We start from the raw sequence: 15,616 nt of genomic DNA, 5'->3' as shown, positions 1-15,616 counted from the left end.
TTTTCCAACCTCAATTTGCGTGGCGGTGCGGGTAGCGGAACCTCAGAGGCTCCCTGGTCTGTGGGTGCCCTGACTTATGTATGTCCAATACACGGCGTCAGGGCCGTCCTCGCCCAGGAGTGCCCCAGGGGCACGGGTGCAGTGAACCCGCGGCGGTGCACGTGTCGTAGGTGGGTTATGCGCCTGCGGCGCATGCGACACCCCATCGACGTGCGGCTTTGCGACCCGCGACTGCGGGCCGACCCGGATGAAAACGCTCACTGAGAACGCGCCTGGGCCGCCTTGCGCGCAGGAAGTTCCGCAACCACCGATCGAAACGGGGATCTCCGGCATGACCGCACCGAACGGCAGCCTCCGCGGCGTTCGCGTTCTCGACCTGTCCCGCATCCTCGCCGGGCCGCTGTGCACGCAGATGCTCGCCGACCACGGCGCCGAGGTGATCAAGGTCGAACCGCCCGCGGGTGATGACACGCGCACCTGGGGGCCGCCGTTCGTCAGCGAGACCATGAGCGCCTACCACACGGGGATCAACCGCAACAAGACGAACATCTGCCTGGACTTCGCCGCACCCGGCGGGCAGCAGGTGCTCGACGAGCTGCTGCGGGACGCGGACGTCGTGGTGGAGAACTTCAAGGCGGGCACGCTGGCCAAGTGGGGCTTCTCCGACGAGGCGATCGCGGAACGCCACCCCCGCCTGATCCACTGCCGCATCACCGGTTTCGGCATCGACGGGCCGATGGGCGGCATGCCCGGCTACGACGCGATCCTGCAGGCGTACGGCGGGCTGATGAGCATCAACGGCGAGCCGTCCGGGCCGCCGCTGCGCGTGGGCGTGCCCATTGTGGACATGGTGACCGGGATCTACGCGTTCTCCGGCGTGCTGCTCGCGCTCCACGACCGGCACACCACCGGGCGCGGCCAGCTGGTGGACTGCACGCTGCTCGACACGGCGATTTCGTTGCTGCACCCGCATTCCCCGGGTTGGCTGGTCTCCGGGAAGCTCCCGCAGCGCACCGGATCGGCGCACCCGTCCATCGCGCCGTACGACACCTTCGAGGCCGAGGACGGCCAGATCTTCATCGGGGTCGGCAACGACCGGCAGTTCCGCCACTTCGTGGAGCTGCTCGGCATTCCGGAAATCGCGGACGAAGCGCGGTTCGCGACGAACGCCGACCGGGTCCGCAACGTCGCGGAGCTGCGTCCGCTGATCATCGAACGGATCGGCGCCCACCGTCGCCACGACCTCGCCCGGAAGCTGCTGGACCGCGGCGTGCCCGCGACGCCGGTGCACGACGTGGGCGAAGCGCTGACCGATCCGCAGGTGGTGCACCGGAACATGGTGGTCGAGCGGGACGGCTACCGGGGCACCGGAATCCCGATCAAACTCAGCCGAACGCCGGGCGAGGTCCGCACCGCACCGCGCGAGAAGGGCGCCGACACCCGCCGAATCCTCGCCTCCCTGGGCTACGAGGACGACCAGATCACGGAGCTGATCGCGGCGGACATCGCTCGAAGCACCGACGCCTAGTGCTGGCCGTGAGTCTTTTGGGCTGCCCCAGCAACCCAAAAGACTCACGGTGCGCCGACGGGAAGCGAGCCGGAGTGCCGGTGTGGTCACGTGAATCAATCACGGGAATTCGCGGTGCTGTCGCGGTTCGCGACCGGGCTTCGCCGGGGCTAGCCTGGCGCATGTCTTCGCTCGGCTGCCGGTGATCGGTTTTCGCCGGGCGCGTCGAGAATGCGGGGGATGAGTCGGAAATGGCCAGGAAGAACAGGATTCTGATCGTCGTCACGAATGTTCCGGAGTACCGGAAGGTCGGCATGCGGACCGGTTTGTGGCTCGGGGAGTTGACGCATTTCTGGGACGTCGCCGAGCGGGCCGGTTTCGAGATGGACATCGCCAGCCCGGCAGGCGGGATGATCCCGCTGGATCCGGAAAGCCTGTCGCACGAAGTCCTGTCCGAACTCGGCACCGACAAGCATTACCGCGACCGGGAGTTCATGGATCTCCTGGAGGACACGAAGCGGATTTCCGAGGTGGACCTCGACGACTACGACGCCATTTACCTGACCGGCGGGCACGGCGTCATGTTCGACTTCCCGGAGAGCGCCGACCTGGAAGCCCTGATGGCCCGGTTCTACGAGGCCGGCAAGGTGGTCTCCACCGTCTGCCACGGCGCGACGGGCCTGCTCAACGTCCAGCTCTCCAACGGCGAACCGCTGATCAGGGGCAAGCGGGTGACCGGTTTCTCGTGGCCGGAAGAGGAATTGGCGAACCGCGCCGACGCCGTGCCGTACAACCTCCAGGAAGAACTCGCGAAACTCGGTGCCGATTACCGCACCGCCGACAAACCGTTCGACACCTACGTCGTCGAGGACGGCCGGCTGATCACCGGTCAGAACCCCGGCAGCGCAAAGGCCGTCGGAGAGGCCGTGGTCCGCCAACTGGCCTCGGTTTGACAACTGGCCGGGTTTGACAACTGGCCGGGTTTGACAACGGGCCCCGGTGACGTTGGTCACCGGCACTTCCGGGCCGAATATTCACGATTTGACCCGTCATTCGGCTTCCGGAAATGATGTGCGTCGTGCCCAGCGCTTATCTGCTGCCGATCAAAACAGCAATGATCGTCTTCCCGTTGCTCGCCCTGGTGCTGTTCGTGCCGGCCGCGGTGGTGACCTACCGCCGGCACGGCGTGATGACCAGTTGGCGAACGCTGTCCTTCTACAGCTTCCTGTTCTACTCGCTGACCGCGTTCTTCATGACGATCGTGCCGCTGCCCGGCCCGTCGGTCGACGTGTGCGCGAAGTACCCCAGGCTCGCGCATCCGCAGCTGATGCCCGGCAACACCTTCGCCGACATCTGGAAGGAGGCGGAGGGACGGGTCAGCCTGGGCGCGCTGGTGATCCACAACCCGGCGGTGCTGGAAACCCTGCTGAACCTGCTCCTGCTGCTGCCGCTGGGCGTCTACCTGCGCTTCCACTTCCGCCTGAACTTCGTCGCCGCCTCGGCGATCGGCCTGGGCGCATCGTTGTTCTTCGAGTTCACCCAGCTGTCCGGCCTGTGGGGCGTCTACGAGTGCCCGTACCGGCTGTTCGATGTGGACGATCTCATCGCCAACACCGGCGGCGCCATGATCGGCTGGGCGATCGCCGGGCCGCTGACCCGCTGGCTGCCGACCCTGAACAACCTGGACGCCGCGGCGCTGGAGCGGCGTCCGGTGCCGCTGGGCAGGCGGTTCCTGGCGCTGCTGATCGACCTGTGCGCGCTGCCGTTCGTGATGCTGTTCACGACCCTGCTCTGCGTGGTGGTCTTCGGCTCGTCCCGCTGGCTGCTCGGCATGGTGCTCGCCGTGGTGCTCTGGTTCGTGCTGCTGCCCTGGTGGCTGGGCGCCACGCCGGGCAAGAAGGTGCTGCTGCTCAAGCTGGTCGGCCCGGACGGGAAACGGCCCGAGCTGTGGCGGCTGCTGTTGCGGGCCGCGGTGCTGGCCATTCCGCTGCTGCCGATCCCGATGATCCTGGGCATGACGGCGCTGGCCGCCTTGGCCGGGGCGTCCCACGTGCTCGGGGCCGGCCTGGGCGGTGTGTCCGAGGTGCCGTCGCTGGTGCTGAGCCTGCTCAGCGGGGACCACCTGCCGGAACTGCTGGTGATCCTCGCGGTGTTCGGGCTGATCTGGCTGCTGCCCGTCGTGTTCTTCGTGGCCCTCTGGCGCAACCCCAAGCACCACGGCTGGCACGAGCGGCTCTCCGACGTCGGCAACGTCGCTCTGCCGCACAAGCGCGCCCGCGGCGCGCAGCCCGCCGAGCCGGACGCCGATGCCGAACCCGATGCCGAACCCGATGCCGAGGAAACCACGACGATCCAGCGTTGACGCCCGGCGTCAGTGGCCGCCGGTGAGCTCGCCGGTGAGCCGGTGGTGGATCGTGGCGCTGTGCCCGTCGAGGCCGACGATCTCGACGGTCTTGCCGCGGGCCTCGTACTTGGTGGTGATGGCGTCGAGGGCGGCGACGGTGGAGGCGTCCCAGACGTGGGCGCCGGTGAGGTCGATGACGACCTCGCCCGGGTCGCCGGCGTAGTCGAATCGGTGAACGAGTTCGTTGCTGGAGGCGAAGAACAGTTCGCCGGTGACGGCGTAGACGACCTGGGTGCCGTCGGGATCGGTGATCGCGGTGACGTCGACGCGGCGGGCGACGCGGCGAGCGAAGATCAGCACGGCGGTGATGGTGCCGACGACCACGCCGATGGCGAGGTTGTGGGTGGCGACGACGACGGCCACGGTCACCAGCATCACGATGATCTCGCCGGCCGGCATCCGCTTGAGCGTGGCGGGCGCGATGCTGTGCCAGTCGAAGGTGCCGACCGAGACGAGCACCATCACCGCGACGAGCGCGGCCATCGGGATCTGCGAGACCAGCGGCCCGAAGACGATGCACAGGACCATGAGGAACGCGCCGGCCAGGAAGGTCGACAGCCGGGTGCGGGCGCCGGAGGTCTTGACGTTGATCATGGTCTGGCCGATCATCGCGCAGCCGCCCATGCCGCCGAAGAACCCGGTGACGATGTTGGCGATGCCCTGGCCGATGGATTCGCGGGTCTTGTTCGAGCGGGTGTCGGTGATGTCGTCGACCAGCTTGGCGGTCATCAGCGATTCCATCAGGCCGACCAGGGCGAGCGCGAGGGCGTAGGGGGCGATGAGCGCGAGGGTGTCCGTCGTGAGCGGCACGTCCGGGATACCGGGCACCGGCAGCGAGGACGGTAGCGCGCCCTTGTCGCCGACGGTGGGCACGGCGATTCCGGCGGCGATGGTGAGCGCGGTGAGCGCCACGATGGACACCAGCGGCGCCGGGACGGCCTTGGTCAGCTTCGGGAACAGCACCGTGAGCACCAGGCCGCCAGCGAACAGCGGGTAGACGGCCCACGGCACGTCGATCAGCTCGGGGACCTGTGCCAGGAAGACGAGAATGGCCAGGGAGTTGACGAAGCCGACCATGACGCTGCGCGGCACGAACCGCATCAGCCGCGCCACGCCGAGGCAACCGAGGACGATCTGGAACAGGCCGCCGAGGATGACGGTGGCGACCAGGTAGCTCAGCCCGTGCTCGCGGGCGATGGGCGCGACGACCAGCGCGATGGCCCCGGTGGCGGCGGAGATCATCGCGGGGCGGCCGCCGACGATCGAGATAACCACGGCCATTGTGAAGGAGGCGAACAGGCCGACGCTCGGGTCGACGCCCGCGATGATGGAGAAGGAGATGGTTTCGGGGATCAACGCCAGCCCGACGACCAGCCCGGCGAGGATCTCGGTGCGGGCGACCCGGGGCGACAGCCACGACGGCCGCAGGCGCGCGAAGGACGGCGATGAGGAATTCGGCACGAGGAACCTGACTTGCTTGGGGCGCCGTTCACGGCGCGAAGACTGCCGCGACGACGCGGCCCGTGGGGACTGGTTGCGGGCGGAAGGCTAAGCGGGATGGAACACCGCACCCTGCTTCGAAGACATAGGCACTCCTCGCTTCTAGATCGAAGACGGGGCACCGTTGCCCTCAGGCGCGAACCGCGACGCGCACAACTCCCGCCCACGTTAGGCGAGGGCGCGTTGCGACGAGGACGTAGGCGGCCGGTTTGGTGCGGCTGCGGTGGCGGGTAGGCCCAAGTCGGAACGCACGTGTTGTGGGGAGGGATCGGTATGGCTGAGCGGATGCCCGCCCGTCGCGGCGAACACCGGGAATGGGCCGGGTCGCCGGATATGTGGCAGGAGCCGTTCCGCGAGCTGGAGGAGATCTGGGATCGCATGGGGCAGCTCTTCGATCCCGGGTGGGCCACGACGCGGACCGGCGTCGCGTGGCAGCCGATGGTCGACGTGGAGGAGACCGAGAACGCCTACCTGTTCGAGGTCGACCTGCCCGGCGTGGCGCGGGACGACATCACCGTCGAGGTCCGCGGCCAGGACCTGTGGATCACGGGCGAGCTGAAGGAGAAGGAGCGCACCGGGGTGCTGCGGCGCAAGATGCGACGCACCGGGAGCTTCTCCTTCCGCGGCACCCTGCCCGGTGAGGTCGACTCGGACAAGATCGAAGCGAACCTCGTGGACGGCGTGCTCTCGGTGAAGGTGCCCAAGAGCGAGGAGAGCACTTCCCGTCGCATCGAGATCAAGTGAAGCGGAAGCCGGAGCGCTAGAACCTGGAGCACGAGCACCATGAGTGGGCCGACTCCCAGGGCAGCGACTGGTACTGGCAGGACACGATCTTCTTCCCGCTCGCGTGATCGTCCTCTTCGGACTGTTGAGGTAAACCTCGCCGGTCAGTGGGATTTCTTTTCGGCGATTCCGCTGATGTAGAAGGAAAGCGGTGTGCGGCCGCCGGGGAACAGGAACCGGTCGATCCGGGTGGTCGTGAAGCTGGCGTGCTCGATCGCGGTGGCGGTGTCGCGTGCGGCGTGGCAGCCGCCGGCGAGCCTGGGCCAGACGGTCGCGTCGAGAGCGCGCTGGACGCGCGCCAAGCCGGGGGAGTCGGCTCGGACGTGTTCGAGGAAGCGCAGCTGCCCGCCTGGTTTGAGCACGCGCTGGATCTCCCGCAGGACCGCCGCCTGATCGCGTACCGAGCAGAGCACCAGGGACACGACAGCGGCGTCGGCGCTGCCGTCCTCGGCGGGCAGCCGTTCGGCGAGGCCGTCGACGACTTCTACCGGTACCGGAGCCGAATCGGCGGCCTGTTGGGCGACCTGACGCAGGTGCGGTTCGGGCTCCACGGCCACGACGCGGCCCACGGACGCCGGGTAGTGCGCGAAGTTGAGCCCGTTGCCCGCACCGATGTCGATCACGGTTCCAGTGAGGCCTTCGAGGAGTGCCCGGCGGTGCTCGGCCATGCCGCCGCGCTCCATGACCTGGCTCAGCCGGCGGTACAGCCGTGCGAAGATGGGGTGGTGAACGGGCATGACGCCTACCATCTCACCGCGCGCGCGGATCGGTCCACCGGTGAGCACCGCCTGGCACTCCGGCCGGTCACTGGAATCCGGCCCGGGAGGCTAGGACGTCGAGGTAGTGCTGGTTGTACATGATGCCCAGGACGTTGCCGAACGGGTCGACGACCGAGGCGGTGACGAATCCCGGGCCGCGCTCGGTGCGCGGCTCGAGCACCTTGGCTCCGCGCGACACCAGCCGCTCCAGCGCGGCCGCCACGTCGTCGACGTGCCAGTAGACGACCGAGCCGCCCGGTGCGTCGGCGAGCTCCGGCGAGAACTCCGTCGAGTCGCGACAACAGCGCGTTCGAATGCACCAGTCCTGTATGGACGTCAAGATCCCGTGTGTGTTTTGTGCTGCTATAGCAACACAAAACACACACGGGACCGGGCCTGGGGAAACGCTGATCCGGATGCCGGTCATGCCTCCATGCGTTGCGAGTCGGGCTGCGCGGGCGCGGCGGGAGGCGCCTGGCGGCGGGGCATCAGCACCAGGGCGATCAGCGAGATGACCGAGCAGAGCACGATGTACCAGCTGATTCCCGCGCTGGAGCCGGTGGACTGCAGGAGGGCCGCGGCGATCAGCGGCGCGGGGCCGCCGGCGATGACCGACGCGAGCTGGTAGCCGAGCCCGGCGCCGCTGTAGCGGATGTTGGTGCCGAAGCTCTCCGCGATCAGCGCCGCCTGCGGGCCGTACATGACGTCGTGCACGATCAGCGACACGACGATGGCCAGCAGCACCATGCCCGAGGACCTGGTGTCCAGCAGGGCGAAGTACGGGAAGGCGTACAGCCCGGTGCACACGATGCCGATGCCGTAGACGAGCCGGCGGCCGAAGCGGTCCGACAGGTGGCCGAACAGCGGCACGCTGATCAGGCCGACCGCGGCGGCGACCAGCGTGGCGTTGAGCAGCTCGCTGCGCGGCATGTCCAGATGCTTCGTGCCGTAGGTCAGCACGAACGTGATGAACAGGTAGAACGGCGCCTGCTCGGCCAGCCGCACGAACGCGCAGGTGAGGATCTCCCTCGGGTAGTTGCGGATCGCGGCCCAGACCGGCTGCCGCTCGACCGCCTGCTGCCGCTTGACCTCGGCGAAGTCGGGGCTTTCCAGCACCCGCATCCGCACCCACAGGCCGATCGCGATCAGGGCCACGCTGAGCAGGAACGGCACCCGCCAGCCCCAGGTCTCGAACGCGTCGCCGCTCACCGCGCTGGACACGCCCACCGCGGCGGTGGACAGCAGCAGGCCGAGCGGCACGCCGAGGTGCGGCAGGCTCGCCATCAGGCCGCGGCGGGACGCGGAGCCCCATTCCATGGACATCAGCACCGAGCCGCCCCACTCGCCGCCGACGCCGATGCCCTGCGCGATGCGCAGCACGACCAGCAGGACGGGCGCGACGAAGCCCAGCGTGGCGTACCCGGGCAGCGCGCCGATGAGCACCGTGGCGATGCCCATGAGCAGCAGCGTGGTGACCAGGGTGGCCTTGCGGCCGATCCGGTCGCCGTAGTGCCCGAAGATCGCGGCGCCGACCGGGCGCGCGGCGAAGCCCACGAACAAGGTGCTGAAGGATTCGAGGACGCCGGCGCTCGGCGAGCTGCCGGGGAAGAAGATCTTGGGGAACACCAGGGCGGCCACGGTGCCGTAGAGGAAGAAGTCGTACCACTCGATGGTCGTGCCGACCGTGCTGGCGATGACGGCGCGTCGGCGGTGCGTCCGATGGGAATCGGTGCCGTTCGGCATGGCAGCCTCCATTGGCTAAGCCACTTAACCAACTTTGGAACGAAAGCCTGCAATCCCGTTCCCGGGCTGTCAAGTACGCCGAAGGCCCGTATCTGACTCGTTGCGATCCGCTTCGGGAGGGCGCCGCCCGCTTGAGCCGCGCCGGCGGTGCGAGATCCGCGCGAATGTCCTCAGTGGACTGACGGTGGCGCCTCGCCGGTTCAGCTCCTGGTCAGGCGTTCGCGGAGGTCGGCCAGTTGGTTCCGGACGGCGGTGGGGAGCTTTTCGCCGATGGTGGCGAGCCATTCTTCGATCAGCGGGAGTTCGGCTCGCCACTCCGCCGCGTCGACCGCGAGCGCCTCCTCGACGTCGGCCCGGTCGGTGGCGAGGTCGGTCAGGTCGAGGTCGGTCGCGGCGGGCACCAGGCCGATCGGGGTCTCCGCGGCGTTCGCGGTGCCTTCGATGCGGCCGACGATCCACTTGAGGACGCGCGAGTTCTCCCGGAATCCCGGCCACAGGAAGCGGCGGTCCTCGCCGCGGCGGAACCAGTTGACGTGGAAGATCTTTGGCAGCTTCGCGGCGTCGGCGCGCTCGCCGATGTTCAGCCAGTGCCCGAAGTAGTCGCCGGCGTGGTAGCCCATGAACGGCAGCATCGCCATCGGGTCGCGGCGGACGACGCCGACCTCGCCGGTGGCCGCGGCGGTGGTCTCCGAGGACAGGGTGGCGCCCATGAACACGCCGTGCTTCCAGTCGCGTGACTCGGTGACCAGCGGAATCGTGGTGGCCCGGCGGCCGCCGAAGAGGATCGCCGAGATCGGCACGCCCTCCGGATCGTTCCACTCCGGGGCGACGATCGGGCACTGCTCGATGGGGGTGCAGAACCGGGAGTTGGGGTGGGCGGCCGGCTCGCCGGCACCGGGCGTCCAGTCGCGGCGCCGCCAGTCGGTCAGGTGCTCAGGCGGCCGCTCGGTCATGCCTTCCCACCAGACGTCGCCGTCGTCGGTGAGCGCGACGTTGGTGAAGATGGTGTTGCCCTGCTCGATGGTCCGCATGGCCACCGGATTGGTGTGGTAGCCGGTGCCCGGGGCGACACCGAAGAACCCGAACTCGGGGTTGACCGCACGGAGGCGCCCGTCGTCGCCGAAGCGCATCCAGGCGATGTCGTCGCCGAGCGTTTCGGCCTTCCAACCGGGCACGGTGGGTTGCAGCATCGCCAGGTTCGTCTTGCCGCACGCGCTCGGGAACGCCGCGGCGATGTAGTGGACGGTGCCGTGCGGCGAGGTCAGCTTGAGGATGAGCATGTGCTCGGCCAGCCAGCCCTCGTCGCGGGCCATCGCCGAGGCGATGCGCAGCGAGTAGCACTTCTTGCCCAGCAGCGAGTTCCCGCCGTAGCCGGAACCGAAGCTCCAGATCGTCCGCTCCTCGGGGAAGTGGCTGATGTACTTCGTCGGGTTGCAGGGCCACGGCACGTCGGCCCGGCCGGGCTCCAGCGGCGATCCGACGGAGTGCAGGGCCTTGACGAACTCGCGTTCGCCTCCGTCGCGGCCGATGAACTTCTCCAGCGCCCCGGCGCCCATCCGGGTCATCACGCGCATCGAGAGCACCACGTAGGCGGAGTCGGTGATCTCCACGCCCAGCTTGGGGTTCTCGTCGTCCAGCGGGCCCATGCAGAACGGGATGACGTACATGGTCCGGCCGGTCATGCTGCCCCGGTAGTGCTCGGTCATGATGGCCTTCATCTTCGCCGGGGCCATCCAGTTGTTGGTGGGCCCGGCGTCCTCCTCGCGCCGGGAGCAGATGAAGGTGCGGTCCTCCACGCGCGCGACGTCGCCGGGGTCGGAGGCGGCCCAGAAGGAGTTCGGCTTCGCCGACAGCCGCACCAGGGTGCCCGCCGCGACGAGCTCGGTGGTCAGCTGTCGCCACTCCTCGTCGCCGCCGTCGCACCACACCACTCGCCGCGGAGTCGTCAGTTCGGCCACTTCCCGCACCCACGCCACGAGGGCCCGGTGGGTGGTCGGCGCTTGATCCAGGCCTGGGATCGCGGTGGTGGTCATCGTGGTTCTCCTTGCGGCGGCGCGATTGTGCATTGTGGACGATGGCGCCGGCCGTCGATGCCCGGGTCGTCCAGCGGTTGACGCACCGGTTCCGGGCCTTCGAGCATCGTCCCCAGGGCTCGTCGAAGCTCCGCGGAATGGCGTTTTCATCATCTGCGCACTTGACAAGCTTCGCAAATGCTGGATCGCACCGGCGTTCGCCTCGCCCGTCGCATCCGTCACGGCCGTGCGGCTGATCTTTTCTCCTTGCGTGGCAATGCGTTCCTCTCTTCGGTTCGGCTTACTAAAGCCGCTGCGGCGGAGTTATCCTTCACCTGCAATGGGATCCACGCGGCGGGGAGGTGTCGGGTGGCCCAGGCGAGGTCGGCGTGCACCGGTTGCGTGAGGCAACCGGTGTCGGAGTCCCGGTGGCATTTCCCGGCCACGCCGTTCGTGCGGCGCACCTTCGCGCCTTCCGGGAATTTCTCGACGGCGGTCGATCCTGCGCTGAAGGTCTTTCACCGGCATTCCGGTTCGTGAACGAGTCACCGGGCTCGGGCGAGAAGATCGCCCACCACTTCCTCCGGGTGCGCAGGCGAAGGGTTCGGGACTAGGAGGTGAATGCGATGGCGACCACCTCAGGGGAGCTGTCGGCACTGGTGAGCGAACTCGGGCTGGACAAGCAGAACAAGGCGTCGCTGGGGCGGCTGGTCGCCCACGGCGGCCTCGGGCACGCCGAGGACGGCGCCGACGGCCGCATGCACGCGACGGTTCGGATCCCGCTCGACGAACTGGTCTGGGATCCCTCGATCCTCGTCCTGCCGCACGGCGGGGACCTCGAACTGGAGCTCGTCAACGACGACCAGAACACGCACTGCGCGCTCCTGCCGAGCAACGGAGACCGGCAGTTCATCTGGTTGCCGGTCCAGTCGCGCGGCACGGCGAGCCTCAACCTCGACGGCCCGGGCTACTACTGGTTCACGTCCCCCATCGGCAATGACGAAGGCCGCGGCCTGGTCGGCGTGATCGCCGTCCTCGGCGACGTTCCGGAGGACGCCCGCCTCGACCGCCCGGCCCAGCCACGACCCTAGGAAGGAGCGGGTGATGGCTGAATACGTGCAGGCAGGGCATGCCGTGAGCCAGGCGTCGCTGAGCGGCCTGGCCGGGAATGCGCCGCCGGTGATCCAGAACGTCACGTACGAACGCATTCTCGAGGCCCGCTCGGAACCGCAGAACTGGCTCACCTACTACGGTGCCTACGACGGCCAGCGGTACAGCCCGCTTGACCAGATCAACACGGAGAACGTCCGGCGCCTCGTGCCGGCCTGGGTCTTCCAGTCCGGTTCGGCCGGGATGCACGCGGGCGCTTCGACGTACTCCTTCGAGGCCGCCCCGATCGTCGTGGACGGCATCATGTTCGTCTCGGGCTGGGACGGCTGGGCCTGGGCCCTGGACGCCCGGACCGGGCAGGAAGTGTGGCGCTACAAGCACGAGGTCCCGTACGACACGTCGCTGTGCTGCGGCAACGTGAACCGGGGGGTCGCGGTGGCCAAGGGGAAGGTCTTCTTCGTTACCCCGAACGCCCACCTGCTCGCGCTCGACGCGGTCACCGGCAAGTGCGTCTGGGACGCGATCTACGGCGACGTGCGGGCGGGCGAGAGCGCGACGGTCGCTCCGCTGGTGGTGAAGGACCTGGTCATCGTCGGCAGCTCCGGCGGCGAGTTCGGCGTGCGCGGCCACCTCGACGCCTTCGACCTGGACACCGGGCGGCGCGTCTGGCGGACCTACACGGTGCCGAAGCCGGGCGAGCCGGGCTCCGAGACCTGGCCGGACGGCCCGGCCTGGACGCGGGGCGGCGGGAACTGCTGGGTCACCGGCACCTACGACCCGGAGCTGAACCTCATGTACTGGGGGACCGGCAACCCGGCGCCCGACTTCGACGGCGCCGTCCGCGAGGGCGACAACCTCTACACCGACAGCGTCATCGCGGTGAACCCGGACAACGGCGAAATCCGCTGGCACTACCAGTACAACCCGCACGACCTGTGGGACTACGACAGCACGATGGAGAACATCCTGTTCGAGCTGGACGGTCAGAAGCTGCTGGCCCACTTCGACAAGAACGGGTACTTCTTCGTCCTCGACCGCACGAACGGCGAACTGGTCAGGGTGGCCCCGTTCGTCGACCGGATCACCTGGGGGGAGATCGATCCCAACGGCAAGGTGACCCCGAAGGTGTTCCCGGACGCGGAGGGGGTGGAGGTCCGCTTCTGGCCGGGGCCGGCCGGCGGCAAGGAGTGGACGCACGCGGCGTACAGCCCGCGGACGAAGCTGTTCTACGCGCCGGTGCAGGACGTCGGTGCCCTGGTCACGCGGCGGCGCCGGGAGTTCAAGGAGAGCATTCCCTACTGGGGCGCGAGCGTCACGGTCGACTCCGGCGACATGGCCGGATCGGTGTCGGCCTTCGACCCGGCCACGGGCGGAGAGGTGTGGCGCTGGCGCAACGATGTGCCGATGTGCGCCTCCGTGCTGGCCACCGGCGGCGACCTGGTGTTCGCCGGGGAACCGACCGGGGAGTTCGACGCGTTCGACGCGCGCAGCGGTGAGCTGCTGTGGCAGTTCCAGACGGGCAGCGGCCACCACAGCAACCCGACGACCTACAGCATCGACGGCAAGCAGTACATCGCGGTGCCGGTCGGCTGGGGCGCCTGGGTCGAGGGATTCCTGCCGGGGATGCTGGGAGCACCGCACGGGGACGCCCTCTTCGCCTTCGCGCTGCCGCAGGACTAGTCGTTCCAGGAATGGGAGGCACCGCAGTTCGAGGAGATCGGGTGCGCGGCCGAGGCGACGATGTACGTCGCGCGGCCGGCGGACCAGCGGTACCGGGCGCCGGAACCGAGATCCGGCGCCCGCCCGGGATGGAAGCGCCGTGACAGCGGATACCGACGGTTTCGTCGCCGCGTTGCGCGCCCAGGCGCAGCGCTACCACGACCAGCACCCGTTCCACATCAGGATGAACGCGGGCCTGCTGGGGCGCAGGCAGATCCAGGGCTGGGTGGCGAACCGCTTCTACTACCAGGAGAACATCCCCCGCAAGGACGCGGCCATCCTCGCCAACTGCCCCGACCGCGACGTCCGTCGCCGCTGGATCCGGCGCATCCTCGACCACGACGGCACGGCAGGCGAGGAAGGCGGCATCGAGGCGTGGCTGCGCCTGGCCGAGGCGGTCGGGCTGACCCGCGAGGAAGTGCGCGCCGAGCGCTACCTCGTCCCCGGAGTGCGGTTCGCCGTCGACGCCTACGTCACCTTCGCCCGCACGCGGCCGTGGATCGAGGCGGTGGCGTCCTCGCTGACCGAACTCTTCGCGCCGGATCTGATGTCCGAGCGCCTCGCCGCGTTCGAGCGCTTCTATCCCTGGATCGACCGCAACGGCCTCGGCTACTTCCGCAACCGCCTGACCCAGGCTCCCCGCGACGCCGAACACGCCCTGCAGGTGGTGGCCGACCGCTGCCGGTCGGCCGACGCGCAGGCGCGCGCCGTGGCGGCGCTTTCGTTCAAATGCGATGTGCTCTGGAGCATCCTCGATGCCATCGACCACGCCTACCCGGACTGACGGTCACGCCTCGACCGGAACACCACCGAACACGACGAAGCTGACGCACCAGTAGGCGACGTAGCAACCGAGCAGCGCGAAACCGTGCCATCGCTTCAACCGGCCGGTGTGCAGGAAGTACGCGGCGAGCACGGTCATGGCGACGAGCACCGGCAGATGCCACCTGAGCACGTCCGGGCCGATCGTGATGCTGCCGCCCGAGAGCACGATGACACCGAGCTTCGCCGTGACGGAGAAGACGAGGCTTCCGATGACGTTCCCGATCCCGATCGCCGGCACGCCCTTGCGAATCGGCTCCACGGTGAGGAAAACGTCTTCGATGGTCAGCACGACGGTGACGATGGTCGCGCCGAACACGGTGCCCGCGATTCCGTAGTTCTGGAGGATGTCCTTGGTGCCGGTGCTCATCGTCGCGGCGCCGACGACGAGCCCGGCGAGCGCGAGCACCGCCAGCCCGAGGTTGGCCCACCCGGGCCGCCTGCGCGCTGCGGCGAACGGGATTTCGGCGGAGAAGGATTGCCCGTTCGTTCCGCCCGGCCGGGCACCCGCTTCCGCTATTTCGCCGCAAACCTCCGCGTTCCGGAATGTCGGTGTTTCCCGCCGGAGTTCCTGCACGAGGATGTAGCCGAGGAACAGCGCGAAAAGCGCGAGCAGCAGCACCCCGTGGACGGCGGTGAGCGGAGCGGTCAGCGCGAACGCTGCCATCACGAGCGGCGCGGCCGCGAAGATGGCGAGGTAGTCGCGCGGGACGTGGACTTCGGCGGGAGTGATGATCGCGGCTAGCGCGAGCACGATTCCGGTGAACGAGATCGCGGTCCCGAGCACGAGGCCGAGCGAAACGTCTTCGAGGTCTTCGAGGTTCAGCGCGACGCCGAGAACGATGTCGTCGAACTCGATGCCGGTGAAGACGACGGCGAGGAAGAACACCGAGATGCTGAGGCGGCCGGCGGCACCGGCGAGGTATCCGATGAGCTTCTCGGCGCTGCCTATCAACAGCACCGCTCCGGCGACGAAGAGGAAGATCGAGGCCATGACGGAAAGCGCCTCCTCATCCGGCCGGAGCTGCCACCGCTGCGCGTCACCCGTCGGATCCAGTCCAGCACGTCCGATGGCACCTCGAAAGTCGAGCGGAATCGAACTGCCGGTCGACGTGGTGGAGGAGCCCGTGCGTACTTCGTGCTGCTATGGAGGCTGTTTTGGATGTGGTAACGCGGGCGTTTTGTATTTGAAGCGGGGCAGCCGCTTAGCCCACCTACGCAACCGGCACCGCCGCGGGTTCACGGTGCCCACCCCTCC

The 15,616-nt window shown here is 68.6% G+C and carries 13 protein-coding genes and 1 pseudogene; 8 read left to right on the top strand and 6 right to left on the bottom strand.

The window, feature by feature from the left end:
* Positions 1-331 precede the first annotated feature (331 nt).
* The 3 genes from AB0I53_RS34470 to AB0I53_RS34460 all read left to right on the top strand — a co-directional run bounded on the left by AB0I53_RS34470 (position 332) and on the right by AB0I53_RS34460 (position 3,869).
* Positions 332-1,528, top strand: a complete 1,197-nt coding sequence (locus AB0I53_RS34470; RefSeq protein ID WP_358612588.1) for a CaiB/BaiF CoA-transferase family protein — start codon at positions 332-334, stop codon at positions 1,526-1,528.
* Positions 1,529-1,758: 230 nt separating this feature from the next.
* Entirely contained in the window at positions 1,759-2,460 is a 702-nt protein-coding gene (locus AB0I53_RS34465; protein WP_358612586.1) for a type 1 glutamine amidotransferase domain-containing protein, read from the top strand.
* 125 nt (positions 2,461-2,585) lie between these two features.
* Positions 2,586-3,869, top strand: a complete 1,284-nt coding sequence (locus AB0I53_RS34460) for a VanZ family protein (protein WP_358612584.1) — start codon at positions 2,586-2,588, stop codon at positions 3,867-3,869.
* 9 nt (positions 3,870-3,878) lie between these two features.
* Here the strand turns inward: AB0I53_RS34460 and AB0I53_RS34455 are convergent, their stop codons facing one another.
* Positions 3,879-5,372 (bottom strand): SulP family inorganic anion transporter, encoded by a 1,494-nt coding sequence (locus AB0I53_RS34455; RefSeq protein ID WP_358612582.1) that lies wholly within the window; start codon positions 5,370-5,372, stop codon positions 3,879-3,881.
* A 312-nt stretch (positions 5,373-5,684) separates the two neighbouring features.
* On the opposite strand from AB0I53_RS34455, the gene AB0I53_RS34450 reads away from it, so the two are divergent.
* Positions 5,685-6,155, top strand: coding sequence for an Hsp20/alpha crystallin family protein (locus AB0I53_RS34450; protein ID WP_358612580.1), 471 nt, complete (start codon positions 5,685-5,687; stop codon positions 6,153-6,155).
* A gap of 143 nt (positions 6,156-6,298) precedes the next feature.
* Here the strand turns inward: AB0I53_RS34450 and AB0I53_RS34445 are convergent, their stop codons facing one another.
* The 4 genes from AB0I53_RS34445 to AB0I53_RS34430 all read right to left on the bottom strand — a co-directional run bounded on the left by AB0I53_RS34445 (position 6,299) and on the right by AB0I53_RS34430 (position 10,728).
* Positions 6,299-6,931: a class I SAM-dependent methyltransferase gene (locus tag AB0I53_RS34445; RefSeq protein WP_358612579.1), complete on the bottom strand. Its 633-nt coding sequence runs from the start codon at positions 6,929-6,931 to the stop codon at positions 6,299-6,301.
* Positions 6,932-6,998: 67 nt separating this feature from the next.
* Positions 6,999-7,292, bottom strand: coding sequence for a VOC family protein (locus tag AB0I53_RS34440; RefSeq protein ID WP_358612577.1), 294 nt, complete (start codon positions 7,290-7,292; stop codon positions 6,999-7,001).
* A gap of 83 nt (positions 7,293-7,375) precedes the next feature.
* Positions 7,376-8,695, bottom strand: coding sequence for an MFS transporter (locus AB0I53_RS34435; RefSeq protein WP_358612575.1), 1,320 nt, complete (start codon positions 8,693-8,695; stop codon positions 7,376-7,378).
* A 200-nt stretch (positions 8,696-8,895) separates the two neighbouring features.
* Positions 8,896-10,728 (bottom strand): phosphoenolpyruvate carboxykinase (GTP), encoded by a 1,833-nt coding sequence (locus AB0I53_RS34430; protein WP_358612573.1) that lies wholly within the window; start codon positions 10,726-10,728, stop codon positions 8,896-8,898.
* Positions 10,729-11,333: 605 nt separating this feature from the next.
* Between AB0I53_RS34430 and AB0I53_RS34425 the strand changes: the two genes are divergently transcribed.
* From AB0I53_RS34425 to pqqC, 4 genes and pseudogenes are all read left to right on the top strand, one after another.
* Complete coding sequence (locus tag AB0I53_RS34425) at positions 11,334-11,798, top strand: MSMEG_3727 family PQQ-associated protein (RefSeq protein WP_358612571.1); 465 nt, start codon at positions 11,334-11,336, stop codon at positions 11,796-11,798.
* 13 nt (positions 11,799-11,811) lie between these two features.
* Positions 11,812-13,497 (top strand): PQQ-dependent dehydrogenase, methanol/ethanol family, encoded by a 1,686-nt coding sequence (locus tag AB0I53_RS34420; RefSeq protein WP_358612569.1) that lies wholly within the window; start codon positions 11,812-11,814, stop codon positions 13,495-13,497.
* A gap of 9 nt (positions 13,498-13,506) precedes the next feature.
* Positions 13,507-13,566: pseudogene (gene pqqA, locus AB0I53_RS34415) on the top strand (pyrroloquinoline quinone precursor peptide PqqA); the annotation flags it as partial.
* Positions 13,567-13,636: 70 nt separating this feature from the next.
* Positions 13,637-14,320 (top strand): pyrroloquinoline-quinone synthase PqqC, encoded by a 684-nt coding sequence (gene pqqC / locus AB0I53_RS34410; RefSeq protein WP_358612567.1) that lies wholly within the window; start codon positions 13,637-13,639, stop codon positions 14,318-14,320.
* 3 nt (positions 14,321-14,323) lie between these two features.
* On the opposite strand, the gene AB0I53_RS34405 is transcribed toward pqqC, so the two are convergent.
* Positions 14,324-15,352, bottom strand: a complete 1,029-nt coding sequence (locus AB0I53_RS34405) for a sodium:proton exchanger (RefSeq protein WP_358612565.1) — start codon at positions 15,350-15,352, stop codon at positions 14,324-14,326.
* Between the last annotated feature and the right edge of the window lie 264 nt (positions 15,353-15,616).

It is taken from the genome of Saccharopolyspora sp. NPDC050389 (genome assembly GCF_040655595.1).
Classification (GTDB): domain Bacteria; phylum Actinomycetota; class Actinomycetes; order Mycobacteriales; family Pseudonocardiaceae; genus Saccharopolyspora.
The sequence above is the reverse complement of the archived record's forward strand: the minus strand, read 5'-3'. Positions and strand labels throughout refer to the sequence as shown.

Excerpts from the sequence above, each read along its gene's own strand:
- AB0I53_RS34470 (WP_358612588.1), top strand. The coding sequence starts at position 332 with ATGACCGCACCGAACGGCAGCCTCCGCGGCGTTCGCGTTCTCGACCTG.
- AB0I53_RS34465 (WP_358612586.1), top strand. The coding sequence starts at position 1,759 with ATGGCCAGGAAGAACAGGATTCTGATCGTCGTCACGAATGTTCCGGAG.
- AB0I53_RS34450 (WP_358612580.1), top strand. The coding sequence starts at position 5,685 with ATGGCTGAGCGGATGCCCGCCCGTCGCGGCGAACACCGGGAATGGGCC.
- AB0I53_RS34445 (WP_358612579.1), bottom strand. The coding sequence starts at position 6,931 with ATGCCCGTTCACCACCCCATCTTCGCACGGCTGTACCGCCGGCTGAGC.
- AB0I53_RS34435 (WP_358612575.1), bottom strand. The coding sequence starts at position 8,695 with ATGCCGAACGGCACCGATTCCCATCGGACGCACCGCCGACGCGCCGTC.
- AB0I53_RS34430 (WP_358612573.1), bottom strand. The coding sequence starts at position 10,728 with ATGACCACCACCGCGATCCCAGGCCTGGATCAAGCGCCGACCACCCAC.
- AB0I53_RS34425 (WP_358612571.1), top strand. The coding sequence starts at position 11,334 with ATGGCGACCACCTCAGGGGAGCTGTCGGCACTGGTGAGCGAACTCGGG.
- AB0I53_RS34420 (WP_358612569.1), top strand. The coding sequence starts at position 11,812 with ATGGCTGAATACGTGCAGGCAGGGCATGCCGTGAGCCAGGCGTCGCTG.
- AB0I53_RS34405 (WP_358612565.1), bottom strand. The coding sequence starts at position 15,352 with ATGGCCTCGATCTTCCTCTTCGTCGCCGGAGCGGTGCTGTTGATAGGC.